The organism is Duganella sp. CY15W (assembly GCF_009857555.1).
In the GTDB taxonomy this organism is placed as follows: domain Bacteria; phylum Pseudomonadota; class Gammaproteobacteria; order Burkholderiales; family Burkholderiaceae_D; genus Rugamonas; species Rugamonas sacchari.
Genome location: NZ_WWCQ01000004.1, coordinates 95,175 through 110,142, shown reverse-complemented (window position 1 = coordinate 110,142; position 14,968 = coordinate 95,175). Strand labels below are relative to the sequence as shown.

The 14,968-nt window shown below is 62.4% G+C and carries 14 protein-coding genes; 10 read left to right on the top strand and 4 right to left on the bottom strand.

The genetic code is table 11. The features are described 5' to 3' along the window. The first annotated feature begins 7 nt into the window (after nt 1–7). The 3 genes from GTP58_RS20530 to GTP58_RS20520 all read left to right on the top strand — a co-directional run bounded on the left by GTP58_RS20530 (nt 8) and on the right by GTP58_RS20520 (nt 1,093). Complete coding sequence (locus GTP58_RS20530; protein WP_161079336.1) at nt 8–394, top strand: helix-turn-helix domain-containing protein; 387 nt, start codon at nt 8–10, stop codon at nt 392–394. Between the two features lie 100 nt (nt 395–494). Then, on the top strand, nt 495–689 hold the full coding sequence (locus tag GTP58_RS20525; protein ID WP_161079027.1) for a hypothetical protein: 195 nt from the start codon (nt 495–497) through the stop codon (nt 687–689). Beyond that, entirely contained in the window at nt 686–1,093 is a 408-nt protein-coding gene (locus GTP58_RS20520) for a PIN domain-containing protein (protein WP_161079026.1), read from the top strand. Before GTP58_RS20525 ends, GTP58_RS20520 begins: the two co-directional genes overlap by 4 nt. A 7-nt stretch (nt 1,094–1,100) precedes the next feature. On the opposite strand, the gene GTP58_RS20515 is transcribed toward GTP58_RS20520, so the two are convergent. Next, nucleotides 1,101–2,009, bottom strand: coding sequence for a LysR family transcriptional regulator (locus GTP58_RS20515; protein WP_161079025.1), 909 nt, complete (start codon nt 2,007–2,009; stop codon nt 1,101–1,103). Nucleotides 2,010–2,092: 83 nt separating this feature from the next. Here GTP58_RS20515 and GTP58_RS20510 point away from each other — a divergent pair, with 83 nt between their 5' ends. The 4 genes from GTP58_RS20510 (at nt 2,093) to GTP58_RS20495 (ending at nt 7,805) form a co-directional block, all read left to right on the top strand. Then, nucleotides 2,093–2,797: a histidine phosphatase family protein gene (locus tag GTP58_RS20510; protein ID WP_161079024.1), complete on the top strand. Its 705-nt coding sequence runs from the start codon at nt 2,093–2,095 to the stop codon at nt 2,795–2,797. A gap of 9 nt (nt 2,798–2,806) precedes the next feature. Continuing rightward, nucleotides 2,807–4,021: an acyl-CoA dehydrogenase family protein gene (locus GTP58_RS20505; RefSeq protein ID WP_161079023.1), complete on the top strand. Its 1,215-nt coding sequence runs from the start codon at nt 2,807–2,809 to the stop codon at nt 4,019–4,021. A 33-nt stretch (nt 4,022–4,054) separates the two neighbouring features. Beyond that, nucleotides 4,055–5,125: a LacI family DNA-binding transcriptional regulator gene (locus GTP58_RS20500; protein WP_161079022.1), complete on the top strand. Its 1,071-nt coding sequence runs from the start codon at nt 4,055–4,057 to the stop codon at nt 5,123–5,125. A 178-nt stretch (nt 5,126–5,303) separates the two neighbouring features. After that, the gene (locus GTP58_RS20495; protein WP_161079021.1) at nt 5,304–7,805 is read left to right on the top strand and encodes a TonB-dependent receptor; all 2,502 of its coding nucleotides are present in this window, start codon (nt 5,304–5,306) and stop codon (nt 7,803–7,805) included. Nucleotides 7,806–7,946: 141 nt separating this feature from the next. Here GTP58_RS20495 and GTP58_RS20490 read toward each other — a convergent pair whose 3' ends face one another. Further along, nucleotides 7,947–9,878: a sensor histidine kinase gene (locus GTP58_RS20490; RefSeq protein WP_161079020.1), complete on the bottom strand. Its 1,932-nt coding sequence runs from the start codon at nt 9,876–9,878 to the stop codon at nt 7,947–7,949. Beyond that, nucleotides 9,878–10,567 (bottom strand): response regulator transcription factor, encoded by a 690-nt coding sequence (locus tag GTP58_RS20485; protein ID WP_161079019.1) that lies wholly within the window; start codon nt 10,565–10,567, stop codon nt 9,878–9,880. Before GTP58_RS20485 ends, GTP58_RS20490 begins: the two co-directional genes overlap by 1 nt. A gap of 148 nt (nt 10,568–10,715) precedes the next feature. Between GTP58_RS20485 and GTP58_RS20480 the strand changes: the two genes are divergently transcribed. Genes GTP58_RS20480 through GTP58_RS20470 form a run of 3 tightly spaced genes read left to right on the top strand, consistent with a single transcriptional unit; the run spans nt 10,716 to nt 14,544 of the window. Next, nucleotides 10,716–11,327, top strand: coding sequence for a hypothetical protein (locus GTP58_RS20480; protein ID WP_161079018.1), 612 nt, complete (start codon nt 10,716–10,718; stop codon nt 11,325–11,327). A 43-nt stretch (nt 11,328–11,370) separates the two neighbouring features. After that, a complete protein-coding gene (locus GTP58_RS20475) occupies nt 11,371–13,740 on the top strand; it encodes a DNA polymerase II (RefSeq protein WP_161079017.1) in 2,370 nt (789 codons plus the stop codon). A gap of 9 nt (nt 13,741–13,749) precedes the next feature. After that, nucleotides 13,750–14,544, top strand: a complete 795-nt coding sequence (locus tag GTP58_RS20470) for an isocitrate lyase/phosphoenolpyruvate mutase family protein (RefSeq protein WP_161079016.1) — start codon at nt 13,750–13,752, stop codon at nt 14,542–14,544. Here the strand turns inward: GTP58_RS20470 and GTP58_RS20465 are convergent. Beyond that, entirely contained in the window at nt 14,541–14,891 is a 351-nt protein-coding gene (locus tag GTP58_RS20465) for a winged helix-turn-helix domain-containing protein (protein ID WP_161079015.1), read from the bottom strand. The two genes, GTP58_RS20470 and GTP58_RS20465, sit on opposite strands and share 4 nt — an antisense overlap. Between the last annotated feature and the right edge of the window lie 77 nt (nt 14,892–14,968).

Genomic DNA, 14,968 nt, shown 5'->3' with positions numbered 1-14,968 from the left:
CAAGCGAATTATGACATTGGATATTTCTGAAGTCGCCAGCCGTTCCGGCCTGGCCAGTTCCGCCTTGCGGTATTACGAAACCAAAGGCTTGATCGCATCGAGTGGACGGCACGGCTTGCGGCGCTTGTACGATCCATCTGTGCTGGAGCGGCTGGCATTGATACGCCTGGGACGCGCAGCGGGATTTTCGCTCGACGAAATCGCCCGCATGTTTGGTGCGGACGGAGCGCCACAGATCGACCGTGCGCTGCTCGCCGCCAAGGCGGATGAACTGGACCAGACCATCCGCAAACTCAGCGCCATGCGCGACGGCTTGCGGCACGCGTCCGTCTGCCCCGCGCCCAGCCACATGGAATGCCGCAAATTCCGGCGCCTGGTGAATGCAGTCAAATGACGGGCTGGTTGGGTTGTTTAACTTGGATCAAAGTTGTTGTACTTGCTCACACCGAAGTGTGAGCATATAGTGAAAATTTGCTTTCACTAGCGAGGCACCTATGCCTACCAACACGCAAATGATTTCCAAGGGAAAAGGCCTCGATATCAGTGCGCCTGTGGAGAGTAAGCCGGTCTCATGGGAGGAGTTTTTCCGTGAAGATGCGTCAAAGGTTGTTCCTGATGACTTCATGACTGATGCTGACCGCCGGCAAGGACAGCAGCATCGCGATCCATTTCAAAACATCAAACCATGACTACTTACTTGCTCGATACGAGCATCGCAAGTCATATTATTCGAGGTGATCGCCCTCGAGTCGCGCAGCGTCTGCTCAGTGTCTCCGACAGTAGCATTGTTATTTCCGTTATCACAGAGGCTGAGTTACGTTACGGAGTAGTTAAGCGCGGCGGGCCAGCCGGGCTCAAGAGGCGCGTCGAGAACTTTTTAATGCTTGTTGCCGTTTTGCCGTGGACGCGAGATGTAGCGATTGCATATGCTTCGATGCGTGTTAAGCGTGAGCTGGCTGGAGCAGCGCTTGCTCCGCTGGATCTCCTGATAGCAGCACATGCTTATGCTGTAGGCGCAACACTTGTTAGCTGTGACCGGGCCTTTGGCGTGTATCCTGCTGGCCTGGTGTTGGAAGATTGGACCCAGGATTAACCCGATATCAGCTTATCGCCATGGCGGCGAGGATTTGTTCGCGCAGCCAGAGGTTGGCGGGGTCGTTGTCGACGCTGGTGTGCCAGTAGAGGTAGATGTCGAGTGCGGGCATGTCGAGCGGGAAGGGCAGTAGCTGGTTGTTGAATTGCTGGTTGACGATGCGTGCCAGGCCCTCTGGCATGGTTAAAGCCAGATCGGTTTCGGCGACCACGCGGCACGCGGCAAAGTAGTGCTGGCAGCGCAGGCGGATGCGGCGTTGCAGTCCTTGCCGGCTCAGTTCCACGTCTTCCAGCCCCGGCCCGCGGCGGCGGGAGCTGGTCTGGATATGCTCCAGCTGCAGATAGGTGTCCAGCGTCAGCGCGCGCCGCTTCACCAGCGGATGGCCGCGCCTTACCAGTACCACGGTTTTGTCGCCCGCCAGCTGGGTGCGGCGGATGTCGTTCGACAGCGGCAGCAGGATGTCGATGGCGGCGTCCAGTGTGCCGGCTGCGAGTTCGCTTTCCAGTTCGCGGCGGCTGACCTGCAGTGTGTTCAACGTCACTGCTGGCGCTGCGCGCGCGACACCCGCCATCAGGGGCGGCAGCACGCTAGCTTCCAGCACATCGCGCAGCGCCAGTGAGAAACTGCGCTCGCTGCTGGCAGCGTCAAAGCGCGCGGCGCCATTCAGCGTCACTTCAAATCCACGCAGGGAGCGCCGTACCGGTTCGATGATGGAGCGCGCCAGCGGCGTCGGCGTCATCACGTGGCCCTGGCGTTCAAATAACGGATCGTCAAACAGCTGCCGTAACCGGTTCAGCGCGTGGCTGATGGCGGGCTGGGTCAGGCTCATTTTCAGGCTGGCGCGGGTGATGCTGCCTTCGGCGTAGATGGCTTCGAAGACGATGAACAGGTTCAGATCAACTTTTGATATATGCATGAAATTTATCCTGTGCAATGAATACTATTCATTTGATGAATTATAGGCCAGCCGGTAAGCTAGTGCTTCACAGAGGATGCGATATGGGACAAATTTATCTGGTGCGCCACGGGCAGGCGTCGTTTGGCGCGGCCAACTACGACCAGCTGTCGGAGCTGGGCTATGAACAGGCGCGCCTGCTGGGGCAGTGGTATGCCAACAGCCATCAGGCGTTTCACAAGGTGGTCACGGGCGGCATGGTGCGGCACCGTCAGACCGCTGATACCTGCATGGCCGAGCTGCCCAAACCGGCACTGGCCGACACCGAGTGGGTCACGGACGGTGACTTTGCCGAATTCGATCACCACGAAGTACTGCTGCGGCACTGCCCGGAGTTTGGCGATGCGGCGGCGTTCAAGGCGCTGATGGCCAGCCATGTCGATCCATCGCGCGCGCTGGAACATCTGTTCCGCGCCGCCATGCAGCGCTGGATGGGCGGCTGGCATGACGATGAATACACCGAGACCTGGCCGGACTTCCGCCGCCGCTGCGTGCGCGCACTGGAGCGACTGGATACGCCGGGCGGCAAACAGACCACGATCGTGTTCACCTCCGGCGGCGTGATCTCGACGCTGATGCAGCACCTGCTTGGCCTGCAGGATTTTCAGGTGATGGAGCTGAACTGGACGCTGGCCAATTGCGGCGTCACCAGGCTGCTGCACCGCCCCGGCCAGTTCACGCTGAGCTACCTGAATAATTATTCGCACCTGGAGTGGCTGGGCCAGCCAGGTACGGTCACCTATCGTTAAGGAGTTACCATGAATTTCGATTACAGCCCGAAGGTAAAGGAACTGCAGGCCAGGCTCACGGCCTTCATGGACGAGCATATCTATCCTAACGAGGCGGCATTCCACGCCGAAGTGGATGCCAACCGCGCCGCAGGCAACGCCTGGGTGGCGACCAGGATCATGGAAGAACTCAAGGGCAAGGCGCGCGCGGCCGGGCTGTGGAATCTGTTCCTGCCGGAGTCGGAACTGGGCGCGGGCCTGACCAACCTGGAATATGCGCCGCTGTGTGAAATCATGGGCCGCGTGCACTGGGCGCCGGAAGTATTCAACTGCTCGGCGCCGGACACCGGCAATATGGAAGTGCTGGCGCGCTATGGCACGCCGGCGCAGCAGCAGCAATGGCTGGAGCCTTTGCTGGATGGCCGCATCCGTTCCTGCTTCGGCATGACCGAACCGGCGGTGGCGTCCTCCGATGCGACCAATATCGAAAGCTCCATCGTGCGCGATGGCGAAGAATATGTCATCAATGGCCGCAAGTGGTGGTCGTCTGGCGCCAACGATCCACGCTGCGCCGTGTTCATCTTCATGGGCAAGAGCGATCCGCACAACGAGAGCCGCCACAAGCAGCAGTCGATGATACTGGTGCCGCGCGATACGCCGGGCGTGACCATCCTGCGCCATCTGCCCGTGTTTGGTTTTGACGACGCGCCGCATGGCCACGCGGAAGTGGTGTTCGAGAACGTGCGCGTACCAGCGGCTAACCTGATCCTCGGCGAAGGCCGCGGCTTTGAAATCGCCCAGGGCCGGCTGGGACCTGGCCGCATCCACCACTGCATGCGCCTGATCGGCTTGGCCGAGCGCGCGCTGGAGCAGATGTGCAGGCGCAGCCTGGCGCGCGTGGCCTTCGGCAAGCCGGTGGCGCAGCAGGGCGTGACGCTGGAACGCATTGCCGAGTCGCGCATCCTGATCGATCAGGCGCGCTTCCTGGTGCTCAATGCGGCCTACATGATGGACACGGTCGGTAACAAGGTGGCCGCCAAGGAAATCGCCATGATCAAAGTGGCGGCGCCCACCATGGCCTGCAAGGTGATTGACTGGGCGATTCAGGTGCAGGGCGGTGGCGGCATGGCCGATCCTTTCCTGGCCCACGCCTATGCCAGCGCGCGTTCGCTGCGTCTGGCCGACGGTCCCGATGAGGTGCACCGTTCGCAGATCGGCAAGATGGAACTGGCCCGCTACAAATGACGGCGGCGGGGACGCGAATGTTAGAATCGCGGCATGAACGACACCCCGGCGAATAAACCAGCAACCATCACGCCAGCGCCGCGCCGCAGCCGGCGCAAGAGTGGCGGCATCACACTGCGCGACGTGGCGGCTTTGGCCGGCGTCGCGCCCATCACGGCCTCGCGCGCGCTGAATACACCCAGCGCGGTGTCCGAACATATTTTGCAGCGCGTGAAAGAAGCCGTCGAGAAGACTGGCTATGTGCCGAACATGCTGGCCGGCGGCCTGGCTTCGCGCAAGAGCCGTCTGGTGGCGGCGGTAATTCCCACCATCTCCGGCAACGTCTTCCTGGAAGTGGTGCAGTCGCTGACGGCGACGCTGGCCGGCTACGGTTATCAACTGATGCTCGGCCAGTCCGGCTATGAAGATTCGCGCGAAGACGAACTGCTGGAAGCCATCATCGGCCGCCGTCCGGACGGCGTGGTGCTGACCGGGATCATGCGCTCGGCCCAGGGCCGCCAGCGCCTGCTCAACAGCGGCATCCCGGTGGTGGAGACCTGGGACCTGACCGACAATCCCATCGACATGCTGATCGGCTTCTCGCACGAAAAAGTGGGACAGGCCGTGGCGCAGTATCTGCACCGGCGCGGCAAGCGCCGGGTGGCGACGCTAAGCGCCAACGACCAGCGCGCGCAGCGCCGCATGAAGGCGTTCTCTGATACTGCAGTGGTGCTGGGCATGGCGCTGCCGGGTGAGACCACAGTGCCGGGCGCGATGGTGCCGGCGCCCACCAATGTCGGCATGGGACGCGCCGGCCTGCGCGAACTGCTGGCGCGCCACCCGGACATCGATGCGCTGTTCTGCAGCTCGGACACGGTGGCGCTGGGCGTGCTGACCGAAGCGCAGGCGCAAGGCATTCGCGTGCCCGATCAACTGGCGGTGGTGGGGATGGGCGACCTGAGTTTTGCCGCCGACCTGTATCCGTCCCTGACCACGGTACGCATCGACGGCGCCCGCATCGGCGCGCTGGCCGCCAGATTCATCGTCGACCGTTCGCAGGAACGTGAAGTGCGCGACGGCATTGTCGACATCGGCTTTTCTATTGTCGAAAGAGAAAGTGCTTGAATGTCAGTTAATCGTTTTCCGTAAGACCTGTTGCGCGCCTATTACAAACGTATTGACTTCGCCGGGGTGCTGCATTAACCTTTGTCATCGTACAACTGGTACCGGTACCTCTAAGAAGTTAAACGATTAACTAAAAGGGACAACAGTGTTGGATAACAATTACAAGCAGGAGACGAGCATGAAAAAAACCATCAACCTGACGCCGATGGCGTCGGCTCTTGCGCTGGCCGTACTGGCCATGAACGCCCAGGCGCAGCAGGAAGAATCGAACACCAAACCCGGCACGCTGGAAACCGTGGTGGTGACCGCCAACAAACGCGTGGAAAAGCTGGAAAACGTGCCGATGGCCATTTCCGTGATGAGCGAGCAGGAAATCCAGCGCACCAACATCCGCGAGATCGAAGACGTGGTGGCGATGATGCCGTCGCTGACGCTGAACTCCGGCACCACGGCCGCCAACAACGCCATCTTCATGCGCGGCATCGGCACTGTCTCGGTAGGCATCGGTGTGGAGTCGGACGTCGCGGTCATCATCGATGATATTCCGATCGCCACCCAGTTCCAGGCCTTCAAGGACCTGGCTGACGTGGCGCGCATCGAGGTGCTGAAAGGCCCGCAATCGACGCTGTTCGGTAAATCGGCGGTGGCGGGTGCGGTCAACATCGTGACCAAGCAGATCTCCGGCCCGATGGTGTACCGTGCCAGCACCTACCTGACCAATGACCAGGAATGGCGCGTCAATGCTTCGGCCGGCGGCCAGCTTGACGAGCACTTCGCCATGCGCCTGTACGCCGGCAAGACGCGCATGCCGGGCAACTTCCACAATCTGACCGACGGCAAGGACGTCAACGGCTCGGGCGGCAAGACCTTCATGGCCAAGCTGCAGTGGAATCCGATTGAAAACGTGCAGGTCGACCTGACGCCGCGCTACAACTACCAGGACAATTCGCGCGGCGTGACTGCTGTCAATGGCTTCGTGCTGCGGACGGGATCGGCGGCGGCCGGCAATGTGGTGTCGACGCCGATCGGCCTGGATGGCGTCTACCTGAACGGCAATCCACTGCTGCCGGCCAGCACGGTGCTGAAGGGGATTAATGTCAACGATCCGGGCAACCGCAATGTGCGCCGCGATTTCCCGACCGGCCTGATTTCCAGCGACCGTGGTGTCGGCCTGAAGGTATCGTGGACGCTGCCGAACGATGCGACGCTGATGTCGATTACCTCGTGGAGCAAATACCTGGCCAACGACTTCCGCGACCAGGACTTTACCGACGTGCCGACCATCGCGGCAGCTGGCCAGACCGTGCCGACCATCGGCAATTACCAGTTCGGCACCTACGATATCCGTTCGAAGACGCAGGAGATCCGTTACGTTTCGCCAGACACCGGCACCTTCAAATACCTGGCCGGTTTGTGGGCCGCGCATAACGAGATTTACCGTCACTTCATCCGCGGCTATTGCGTGGCGCCGACCGCGTGCAACGCCAATTCGCCATCCAGCCCGACCAACTACTACACCGACATCTACAACACCAACAAGTCGATCTTCGGCCAGGCGTCGTGGGAGTTCATGCCGACGTGGACGCTGACGGCGGGCATGCGCCTGAACGAAGAAATCTCGGGCTACCACTACAAGCGTAACTACTACACCGACCAGCTGGACGAAGCCTCATTCAAGCCAGGTCCGGTGGGCGTCGACCAGTTCCAGAGCACCGGCAATACCGACCGCGCCACCACCGGCAAGGTCAGTATCCAGAAGCAGATCACGCCAGACTGGATGGTCTACACCCAGGCATCGACCGGCTACAAGGGCGAAGCGTATGACGTGACCTCGGGTCTGAAAGCGGTAGCGGCCTTCCCGGTCAAGCCGGAAACCAGCCAGAGCTTCGAGATCGGCACCAAGGCCAATCTGTTCAACAGCCGCCTGTCGGTCGCGGCGACCTACTTCAATTCGGACTTCTTCAACTACCAGCAGAACGTGACCTATGTGCTGCCGAACGATCCGACCATTTACAGCCAGCTCAATTCCATCCCGCACATTGCCACGCACGGCTTTGAACTGGATGTGAATGCGCTGCTGGCCCGGGACCTGACGATGAATGCGGCGCTGGCCTTCACGCTGCCAACCATCGAGAAGTGGGCCAATGGTCCGTGCTATGGCGATTCCACCAATGTCGCGGTGAATGGCACCAAGCTGGCTGCCAACGGTTCGATCGCCGGCCAGAACTCGGCCTGCTTCCCGATCGCGCCAGGTTCCACGACCGGTGTGCAGAATCTGGACAACTCGGTGTTCCCTGGTACGCCCAAGATCAAGCTGAATATCGGCGCCAACTACGAATTCCTGATTCCGTCGATGCCGTTCAAAGGCTTCGTCAACGCCAACCTGCGCTATCAGGGTGAGTATTACACCAACATTAACAATGATCCCAATTCGAAAAATGCCGGCTATGCCATCACGGATCTGGGCTTTGGTGTGCGCGCGCCGGATGACAAGTACAAGCTGAGCTTCCGCGTGAACAATCTGTTTGACCGCTTCTACATTCCGAATGCGAACGCCAGTGGCCCGTCGTCGTTCCGTGCCGGTCCTACCGCCACGTCGCCGCAGGTCTCGGCCAGCAGCTGGGTGCCGCCGCGCGACGTGTTCCGCTACTTCAGCGTCAAGCTGGATGTGAAATTCTAAGCGTTATACGGTATGTGAATCTCTGGCATCAGAAAGATAAATTGGCTTAATGGCTGGAGATGCCTCATCATTCATCTGTCTCCTCTATCTCCTCCAAGGAAATAGATTTAGCCCGCTCACGTAGCGGGCTTTTTTTTATCTTCAGCCATTGCGGACCACTGGCAGCCACAGCGTGAACAGGGTGCCCGCGGCGCTTGATTGCCAGCGGACGTGGCCGTCGACCGAGGCGGCGCGGCGTTGCTGGTTCTGCAGGCCGCGGCCGCTGCCATGGCTCAGCGTCTGGGATACATCGAAGCCGCCACCGTTGTCGGCGATGTGGACTTGGACGCCATCGGCGCTGGCGGTGGTACCGACGCGGATCTCCGTGGCGCGTGTGTGGCGCAGGATGTTGGCGATGCTTTCTTGCACAATACGCAAAATATGCAGCGCGCTGGAGGGATTCAGCCAGGCCAGCGTCGGCAGCTCGCGCACTTCCCACAGCAGCGTGACGCCGGTGCCTTCCAGACGCGGCTCCAGGCGGAAGCGCAGGGTCGCCAGCAATAACAGCAGGTCGGCTTCCACCGGTTCCATTGAATCGATGGTGAGTTTGAGGTCATCCAGACAATCTTTCAGGATTTGCGATACGCGTTCATCGCTCATGTTGCCGCGCTCCACCGAACGGATCGCGCTGATCAGCGAAGAACCCAGGCCATCGTGCATGTCCTGCATCAGGCGCTGGCGCTCGTCGCTGATGGTTTGCCGCAGTTCGATCTCGCGCAGGCGGCGGTGGCTGGCCTCCAGTTCCGCCTCGCGCTTGGCCAGCCGCTGCGCCAGGCTGGCGTTGACGCGCTCCACCTCGGCAATCGCGTCCACATAGCGCCGATACATCAGAACGCCAAAGGTGATAAAGCACACGGCCGGCGCGTAGGCACCCAGATACCAGCCTTCCGCGCTGATGACGTTGTTCTGCAGCAGCCAGTCCGTGCTGCCCATGGCTGTGCAGGCGAACAGGCCATACACCACCAGCCGCCCCTCGGCCGAGTGGCGCCATGCCGAGATGCCGCCCACCACGCAGGCCATCACGCTCATGAGCGCCGCGACCGGATACACCAGTGGCGTCACCGTGGGCATATTGGGCAGCACCGCCAGCACGGGCATGGTCAGCGCGCCGATCACCAGCGTCACCGCGACCAGCGCGCGCGTGAGCCAGCGCAGCGGGCGCTGGTGCAGCTGGCACAGGAAGAAGTGCACGGCCAGCACCAGCCAGAACAGCGAGTTCACCGTCAGCCAGGCAAACCAGTCGTTTTCCACGCGCAGATCGACGTAGAAATGCAGGCCGCGCAAAAATGCCGTGGCCGACAAATTGAAGAACAGCAGGTACGCAATCTCATGCTGGCGGCGCAGCCAGACGAAGGCGGCAAACACGCCCACCGCCATGAAGGCGGCGCTGAGCATGCCCGGCAACTGCTGCTGCAGCCACATGCGCAGATGGTAGGCGGGGCGCAGCACGTCGGCCGGCCCCAGTCGCAGCGATGATACCGCCGTCTGCGAGGCGCTGCTGTGCTCCAGCCGCAACAGGATTTCGCGTACCGGCGGGCTGCCGGGGCTGTTGTCCAGCGTGAACCACAACGGCGTGCGCGTGCTGTTCCACGATGGCCCGTTCTGCTGCGCCTGGTGCGTGAGCTGGCCGTTGATGTAGACGGCGATCGTGCCGTCGGTCTTGACGCGCACGCCGTACAGCGCCAGATGACGCACCTGCAAAGGCATGCCATCGACCGTCACCCTGAGCCAGCTGGTGCGTACCGCCTGTGGCGCCGCGCCGCTGGTGCCAGAACGTGCCTGGCGCAGCAGCGCAATCGGCGGATTGAACGGCAGCGCTACCTGCTGCCAGGCCGCCGGCAAGGTGGTGCTATCGACACGCGCGGGCGGCGGCGCATAGTCCGGCGCGACGGTTTCCTGCCAGCTGGCCTGGGTCAGGCGCAGGCTGGGGCCGAGGCGGCTGTCGCTGTTCAGGTAGAGCGAGGCGGCCGCGATCAGCACCGCCACCGAAAAGCACAGCAGCAAGCTGCCCAGCAGCCGTGAGGAACGCTCCATCAGGGTAGCAACCCCTGGGTGCGCGCTTCAAAGATGGCTTCGGCCTTGGAGGAGACTTTGAGCTTGCTGTAGATACGGCGCACAAAAGTCCGCACGGTGAAATGCGACAGCTGCATCAGGCCGGCAATCTCGTGCACGGTAAATCCCTTGGTGATGTAGTCCAGCACTTCCTTCTCGCGCTGGGACAGCAGCGGTGGCGCATCGTCGCTGGCCACGCTGGTGGCGGCCGCTGTGGTGGGCGTGTTGCGGAAGCGTGCCAGCACCTGGCGCGCGATGATGGGGCTGATCGGACTGCCGCCGCTGGCCAGGCTGCGGATCTCGTCGGCCATCCGGGAGGGCGAGCTGTCCTTGAGCAGATAACCGGCCGCACCGGCCTCGATCGAGCGCATCACATGCGTCTCGTCGCCGAAATTGGTACTGACCATGATGCTGCATTGCGGCCACTGCGCCGCTGCCGCGCGGATCACGGCAATGCCCGATCCATCGGGCAGGCCGAGGTCAACCAGCAGCACATCGGCCGGCGTGGCCGACAGCAGCGCCAGCCCTTCGGCCTGCGTGGCGGCGCAGCCGGCCAGCTGCATGTCGGGCGAACCCTGTATCACCAGGCGCAGGGCGCTGCTGAAATCGGGATCGTCCTCAACGATGGCGACGCGGATCGGGCGGATATCGGAGTGTTCGGTGTGCTTCATGACGGCCATTTTACGCCGAGGCGGACGCCGGTTACGGCCGTGTAGCACATTCGTGCTACATACAGGCCAAGGACGGCCCACCTACAATCACGCCATGCACGTCCATCCCGATTTACCACGACCGGGCGCCCAACCGTCGCGCCGCCCCATGCTGGAGCTTTCGCTGACCGGCCAGCCGCGCTCGTGGCAGGTGCGCGATCACCGCTACCGCTGCCATGGTTATGGCCGCGCTCACTGGGGCATGGAGCTTGCCGCCGTGGCCGCCCTGATCGCGGCGGAACATCCGCAGGCGCAGCACCTGCTGTGCCACGACATCGACCTGCTCAGCGGCGAGGAGCGGCTGGAACTGGCCTTGCCTGAGCTGCCGCCGGGTCCCGGCCCGGCGCGCTTGCGCTACATTTTCGCGCCCGAAGAGCGGCGCCTGACCGAAGTGCATCTGTACTGGATCAGCGGTGGCGATCCGTCGTATGAACAGCGCTTGCCGCTGGTGCAGGCGGCCACGCGCCTGTGTGGTGAGCTGATGAGTTATCGCTGGTCCGGCCTCACTACCTTGCGCGGCGCGGTACGTGGGCCGGGCGCCTTACTGCTGTTTTCCGGCTGCGACGAAGAGGGCGGCATGGTCGAGATCAGCCTCGATGGCGTGGCGCTTGACGTCGAGCGGCCGGGCAAGCCGGGGCGTCCGGAACACCGGCCGGCGCCGCGCGGGCCGGCTGCGCTCAGGCTGTCCTATCTGGCGGGACCCCGGGTGCGGACCAGTTGACGTAAGTGCTGCAAACTGTATGTGCATACAGTATAATTATGGCATGACGCTTACCGCACATACCGGATTTATCCTGACCCGTCACTGGCGCGACACGCCCAGCGGCACGGAGATCGATTTCTGGCTGGCGACGGACGCCGGCCCCAGGAAAGTCCGCCTGACCGCCCAGACTTCGGTGGCTTTTGCCGAGGCTTCCGTGCGTGCGGCCATCGAAGCGCAGATTGGCCCGGGGGCGGGCATCGAGCTGCGTGAGCTCCAGCTCAAGACTTTTCAGCAGCAGCCCGTGGTAGGCGTTTATGCCTCGCGCTACAAGCAGCTGACGGCGCTGGAGCGCACGCTGCGCGACCATGGCATCAAACTGTACGAGGCCGACATCCGGCCGCCGGAACGCTACCTGATGGAGCGCTTCATCACCGCCTCGGTGCAGACCGAGGGCGGTCACGCCAGCGGCGCCGTGATCCACAACTGCAAGCTCAAGCCCGCGCCCGACTACCGGCCTACGCTCAAGATGGTATCGCTGGACATCGAAACCAGCGCCTACGAAGACCTGTACTCGATCGCGCTGCAGGGCTGCGGCCAGCGCCAGGTGTATATGCTGGGCGCAGCGCCGGAGCACGCGCCGGAGCAGGATTTCGACCTTGAATATTGCGCCACGCCGCGCCAGCTCATCGAACGCCTGAACGCCTGGCTGGCGCGCCACGATCCCGATGTTGTCATCGGCTGGAATGTGGTGCAGTTCGACCTGCGCGTGCTGCAAAAGAACGCCGACAAGTACAAGGTGCCGCTGGCGTTCGGGCGCGAAGGCAAGGGCATCGAATGGCGTGAACATCCGGGCAAGCAGGGCTATCTGTTTGCGCCGGTGCCGGGGCGCGTGGTGCTGGACGGTATCGATGCGCTCAAGGCCGCGTCATGGATGTTCCCGTCCTACAGCCTGCAGAACGTGGCCCAGACCATGCTTGGCGAGGGCAAGGACATCGGCGACGACTACGACAAGATGGCGGAAATCGAGCGCCGCTTCCATGAGGACAAACCAGCGCTGGCGCTGTACAACCTCAAAGATTGCGAGCTGGTTACGCGCATCTTCGACAAGGCCAACCTGCTGGCCTTCATGATCGAGCGCGCCACCGTGACTGGCTTGCAGGCCGACCATCTGGGCGGTTCGATCGCCGCGTTCAACCACCACTACCTGCCGCGCATGCACCGCGAAGGCTATGTCGCGCCCAACGTCGGCGACGTCAGCGGCGGCGCTTCGCCGGGCGGCTTTGTGATCGACTCCAAGCCTGGCCTGTACGATTCGGTGGTGGTGCTGGACTATAAAAGCCTGTACCCGTCCATCATCCGCACCTTCCTGGTCGATCCGGTGGGCCTGGTTGAAGGCGAAAACGCCAGCGACCCGGCTGACATTGTGCAAGGCGTCAACGGCACCGTGTTTTCGCGCGAGAAGCACTGCCTGCCCGCCATCACCACCGACATCTGGAAGCAGCGCGACGCCGCCAAGCGCGCGAAAAACGAGCCGCTGTCCACCGCGCTCAAACTGCTCATGAATTCCTTCTGCGGCGTGCTGGGCGCCACCGAGTGCCGCTTCTTCAATCCGCGCCTGGTGTCGTCGGTGACGCTGCGTGGCCACCAGATGCTTAAGCAGACGCGCGAGCTGGTAGAGGCGCAAGGCTACGATGTCATCTACGGCGACACCGACTCCATCTTCATCTGGCTGAAAAAAGAATATCCCAACGATGAAGCGCTGGCGATCGGCGAGGGACTGGCGCAGCATATCAACAACTGGTGGCGCACCATGTTGAAGGAACAGCACGGCCTGGAGTGCCATCTCGAAATCGAGTTCGATACGCACTATCAGAAGTTCTTCATGCCGACCATACGCGGCACCGACATGGGCAGCAAGAAGCGCTACGCCGGCCTGACCGTCAACAGCAAGGGCGAGGAAGAAGTCATCTACCGCGGCCTGGAAGTGGCGCGCAGCGACTGGACGCCGCTGGCGCAGCAGTTCCAGCAAGGCCTGTTCACGCGCATCTTCAAGGACGAGCCGTACCAGGAATACGTGCGCGAATATGCGCTGAATACCCTGGCCGGCGCCTACGACGATCTGCTGGTGTACCGCAAGCGCCTGCGCCAGCCGCTCGATGAGTACAAGGTCAACGTGCCGCCGCAAGTGCGCGCGGCGCGCATCGCCGATGAATACAACCAGTCGCAGCGCCGGCCGCTGCGCTACCAGAACGGCGGCTGGATCAGCTACGTGATGACCACGGGCGGGCCGGAACCGCTGGAGGTGGTGCGCTCGCACATCGACTACGAACATTATCTGACCAAGCAATTGCAGCCGATCGCCGACTCGATCCTGCTGCCCATGCACGACAGTTTTACCAACCTGACGACGGCGCAAGCCAGTCTTTTCTAAGGAGACGTGATGTACGAGTTCAAGAAACTGCACGACGGCAGCAAGTTGCTGATGCTGGCCAACGCCTGGGATGCGGGCAGCGCGCGCCTGTTTGAAAGCCTGGGCGCACCAGCCATCGCCACCACCAGTGCCGGCGTCGCATGGGCGCAGGGCTATGCGGACGGCGACTACATGCCGGCCGAAGTGGCGATCGGCGTAGCCATCAACATCGCGCGCGTCGTCAAGGTGCCGCTGTCGGTGGATTTTGAAAACGGCTATTCGGCCGAACCGGAACAGGTGGCGCACAATGTGCTGCGCCTGATCGACGCTGGCGTGGCCGGCATCAATCTGGAGGACGGCAGTGATGCGCCGGCGCTGCTGGCGGCGAAGATCAGCGCCATCAAAAAGCTGGCGGCGCAGGCGGGCAAGGACATCTTCATCAACGCCCGCACCGACGTCTATCTGCGTGGCCTGGCGCCGGAGGGCGAGCGTGTGGCGGAAGTGCTCCGGCGCGCGGCGCTGTACAAGGAAGCGGGGACCGACGGCCTGTTCGTGCCGGGTATCAGCAAGGCCGATGAGATCAAAGCCGTGGTGGCTGGCGCTGGCTTGCCGGTGAATGTGATGGATGTCGCCGGTCTGCCATCGGTGGCCGAGTTGCAGCAATTGGGCGTAGCCCGCTTCAGCGCTGGTTCCGGCCTGGCGCAAGCCTTGTGGGCCGTGGCTGGCGGCATGACCAGGGACTTCCTCGCCACCGGCAATGCAGGGCCGCTGATCGCCCAGGCCATGCCTTACGGCGAATTGCAGGCCTTGTTCGTCAAGTCTTAAGCGTCTTTGAGCATGGCCGCCAGCGTGGCCATGTGCGTTTGCGCTGCCTTGTGCGCCGCCGCTTCCATCTTGCGGAACTGCGTCAGCACCGCCAGGCCGGTTTCCGTGAGTTGCGCGCCGCCGCCATGCGAGCCGCCGGCAGCGCTGTGCACCAGCGGTTCGTGGAAGCAGCGGTTCATCACGTCCACCAGCAGCCATGCGCGGCGATAGGACATATTCATCGCGCGGGCGGCGCCGCTGATGGAGCCGGCGTCGGCAATGGCTTCCAGCAGATCGGCTTTGCCGGGGCCAAAAGCCACGTCATCGTCGTGCTGGATACGGAGTTTGAGATTGAGTTCGGCAGGCATGGCGCCAGTATGCCGCATCCTCATTGAAAAAGCGTTATATATGAAATTACACAACCCTGGTGGCGTGCGCTGGCTTG

Coding starts and splice junctions, on each gene's coding strand:
- GTP58_RS20525 (WP_161079027.1), top strand. CDS start 495: ATGCCTACCAACACGCAAATGATTTCCAAGGGAAAAGGCCTCGATATC.
- GTP58_RS20520 (WP_161079026.1), top strand. CDS start 686: ATGACTACTTACTTGCTCGATACGAGCATCGCAAGTCATATTATTCGA.
- GTP58_RS20515 (WP_161079025.1), bottom strand. CDS start 2,009: ATGCATATATCAAAAGTTGATCTGAACCTGTTCATCGTCTTCGAAGCC.
- GTP58_RS20510 (WP_161079024.1), top strand. CDS start 2,093: ATGGGACAAATTTATCTGGTGCGCCACGGGCAGGCGTCGTTTGGCGCG.
- GTP58_RS20505 (WP_161079023.1), top strand. CDS start 2,807: ATGAATTTCGATTACAGCCCGAAGGTAAAGGAACTGCAGGCCAGGCTC.
- GTP58_RS20500 (WP_161079022.1), top strand. CDS start 4,055: ATGAACGACACCCCGGCGAATAAACCAGCAACCATCACGCCAGCGCCG.
- GTP58_RS20495 (WP_161079021.1), top strand. CDS start 5,304: ATGAAAAAAACCATCAACCTGACGCCGATGGCGTCGGCTCTTGCGCTG.
- GTP58_RS20490 (WP_161079020.1), bottom strand. CDS start 9,878: ATGGAGCGTTCCTCACGGCTGCTGGGCAGCTTGCTGCTGTGCTTTTCG.
- GTP58_RS20485 (WP_161079019.1), bottom strand. CDS start 10,567: ATGAAGCACACCGAACACTCCGATATCCGCCCGATCCGCGTCGCCATC.
- GTP58_RS20480 (WP_161079018.1), top strand. CDS start 10,716: ATGCTGGAGCTTTCGCTGACCGGCCAGCCGCGCTCGTGGCAGGTGCGC.
- GTP58_RS20475 (WP_161079017.1), top strand. CDS start 11,371: ATGACGCTTACCGCACATACCGGATTTATCCTGACCCGTCACTGGCGC.
- GTP58_RS20470 (WP_161079016.1), top strand. CDS start 13,750: ATGTACGAGTTCAAGAAACTGCACGACGGCAGCAAGTTGCTGATGCTG.
- GTP58_RS20465 (WP_161079015.1), bottom strand. CDS start 14,891: ATGCCTGCCGAACTCAATCTCAAACTCCGTATCCAGCACGACGATGAC.